Source organism: Polaribacter sp., assembly GCF_965656025.1.
In the GTDB taxonomy this organism is placed as follows: Bacteria; Bacteroidota; Bacteroidia; order Flavobacteriales; family Flavobacteriaceae; genus Polaribacter.
In genome coordinates this window covers 39,135-41,757 of the sequence record NZ_CBFHJT010000019.1, presented here as the reverse complement: position 1 = coordinate 41,757, position 2,623 = coordinate 39,135, and the positions used below count along the sequence as shown (strand labels likewise).

The window sequence follows — 2,623 nt, the reverse complement described above, 5'->3', positions numbered from 1 at the left end:
CTTTATCAATTAAAGGTCCAACATGATTGTTTTCATCCAAAGGATTCCCAATTTTAATTTGTTGGTAAGCACCTACAATTGCATCTTTTACTTTATCGTAAACAGATTCGTGAATAATTAATCTTCTGGTTGATGTACATCTTTGTCCACAAGTACCAACAGCTCCAAAAACAGCACCAGGAACTACTACTTTTAAATCGGCAGTTGGTGTAATAATAATGGCATTATTTCCTCCTAATTCTAGTAAAGATTTACCAAAACGTTGGGCAACTTTTGCACCCACAATTCTACCCATTCTAGTAGAACCAGTTGCAGAAACTAAAGGAATTCTAGTATCTGAAGTCATCATTTCACCTACTTTATAATCTCCTGTAATGATAGCTGAAATTCCTTCTGGTAAATTATTTTCTTTTAAAATGGTTGCAATAATATTTTGACAAGCGACAGCACACAAAGGTGTTTTTTCAGATGCTTTCCAAACACAAACATCACCACAAACCCAAGCCAAAGCAGTGTTCCAAGCCCAAACAGCCACAGGAAAATTAAATGCAGAAATAATACCCACAACTCCTATGGGATGCCATTGTTCTCTCATGACATGACCTGGTCTTTCTGAAGGAATCGTTTGCCCATTTAATTGACGAGATAAACCTACTGCAAAATCGCAGATATCTATCATTTCTTGAACTTCGCCATAACCTTCTTGCAAAGATTTGCCCATTTCATAAGAAACCAACTTTCCTAAAGGCTCTTTTAATTCTCTTAATTTATTACCAAACTGACGTACAATTTCTCCTCTTTGAGGAGCAGGTTTCTCTCTCCAACCAATAAATGCTTTTGTAGCTGTATTGATTACTTTTTCGTAATCTTCTTTCGTAGTAGATTTTACTTTACCTATTAATTTTCCATCAACAGGAGAAAAACTTTGGATAACTTCTCCATTAGAAAAGTTATTTGAACCAGTAGAAGTTCCGTTATTTATATCTTTTACACCTAATTGTTTTAGGGCCTCATGTATTCCAAAATTATTCATTTTGTTTTGTCGTTTTTGTTGTTTAATTTAGAATTTCAAATTTACGAATAATTTTAGACACTAATAAATTAAACAAATACATTAACATCTGTTTAATATTAAACAAAAGATATGAAAAAACTATTTTACATTGCTTCAATTTTATTAATTTCTTTTGGATGTAATAAAGAAAACAAAAATGATGCTAAAGAAACAATAACAGCTAAAAAAGTGAATGATTTTGCCATTATTATTCATGGTGGAGCAGGTACAATTTTAAAGAAAAATATGACCGATGAAAGAGAAGCTGCATACAAAGCAAAACTATCAGAAGCCATAAAAGTTGGACATACCATTTTAAAAAATGGAGGAACGAGTCAAGAAGCAGTGTTAAAAACCATTCAGGTTATGGAAGAATCTCCATTATTTAATGCAGGTAAGGGAGCAGTTTTTACCAATGCAGGAACTAATGAATTAGATGCTTCTTTTATGGATGGTAAAACCTTAAATGCAGGTGCTGTTGCTGGAGTTAAAGATGTAAAAAGCCCTATTGAGTTAGCGATAAAAGTAATGACAGATTCAGAACATGTAATGCTTTCTGGAGAAGGAGCTTCGTTATTTGCAAAAGAAGAAGGATTAGAAATTGTAGATCCTAGTTATTTTTATACCGAAAATAGATTTAATTCTTTACAACGCGTATTAGAAAGAGAAAAAACAGCACAAAATTATAATGCTAAAGATGTTTTTTATGATGAAACTATAAAAGACAGTAAATTTGGAACAGTTGGTTGTGTAGCTTTAGATAAAAATGGAAATATTGCTGCAGGAACATCAACAGGAGGCATGACTAACAAAAGATGGGGAAGAATAGGTGATGCTCCTATTATTGGTTCTGGAACGTATGCAAATAATAAAACATGTGGAGTTTCATCTACAGGTTGGGGAGAATATTTTATTAGAAGCCAAGTGGCTTATGATATTTCTGCACAAATGGAATATCAACAAAAAACACTAAAAGAAGCAACTACTGATGTAATTCAAAACAAGCTAACCAAATTAGGTGGAACTGGCGGTGTAGTGGCTTTAGACAAGGATGGAAACATGTCTTTTGAGTTTAATACAGCTGGTATGTACAGAGCTTCTATGAATGATAAAGATGAATTAGTTGTAAAAATTTACAAAGAATAAGCTAGCCAATTTTCTGGAATGGGTTGTAATTCTAATTCAGTAAACTTAGAGTCAATTTGTTTTTTTAAACCAATTCTTGAAACAATAGGTATAGATAAGTTAATGTTGTTTCGTTTATTTATAAGTTCTAAAACTGCTGCTATTGGTGTTTTGTTGCATAAAACCAAATTGTTCATCATTGCATTAGATTCTATTTCTAACTGAAAACAATCAACAAAAAATTTAGGTTTATTATCTTGATAAATAATCCACTGTGCTTTTTGTTTTTTTGGAAGTTCAAAAATTTTTTTAAAACCACTTAATGTAAGGTATGTTGTTTCTTTAAGTTTCATTTTTAGGGGAATTTTAATTATTATTTTCAATAACTTAACTTATCAAAAATAAGGCCAAGTTAATAATTTTTTACTAAAATTGATAATTTAC

The 2,623-nt window shown here is 31.4% G+C and carries 3 protein-coding genes; 1 reads left to right on the top strand and 2 read right to left on the bottom strand.

The features are described from left to right. On the bottom strand, window positions 1-1,033 hold a 1,033-nt coding region (locus ACTG3S_RS05480; protein ID WP_439128360.1), incomplete at its 3' end, for an aldehyde dehydrogenase family protein. Window positions 1,034-1,144: 111 nt separating this feature from the next. On the opposite strand from ACTG3S_RS05480, the gene ACTG3S_RS05475 reads away from it, so the two are divergent. Continuing rightward, complete coding sequence (locus tag ACTG3S_RS05475) at window positions 1,145-2,200, top strand: isoaspartyl peptidase/L-asparaginase family protein (protein WP_439128359.1); 1,056 nt, start codon at window positions 1,145-1,147, stop codon at window positions 2,198-2,200. Here the strand turns inward: ACTG3S_RS05475 and ACTG3S_RS05470 are convergent. Then, a complete protein-coding gene (locus ACTG3S_RS05470; protein WP_439128358.1) occupies window positions 2,188-2,532 on the bottom strand; it encodes a hypothetical protein in 345 nt (114 codons plus the stop codon). The two genes, ACTG3S_RS05475 and ACTG3S_RS05470, sit on opposite strands and share 13 nt — an antisense overlap. Window positions 2,533-2,623 lie beyond the last annotated feature (91 nt).

Excerpts from the sequence above, each read along its gene's own strand:
- ACTG3S_RS05475 (WP_439128359.1), top strand. The coding sequence starts at position 1,145 with ATGAAAAAACTATTTTACATTGCTTCAATTTTATTAATTTCTTTTGGA.
- ACTG3S_RS05470 (WP_439128358.1), bottom strand. The coding sequence starts at position 2,532 with ATGAAACTTAAAGAAACAACATACCTTACATTAAGTGGTTTTAAAAAA.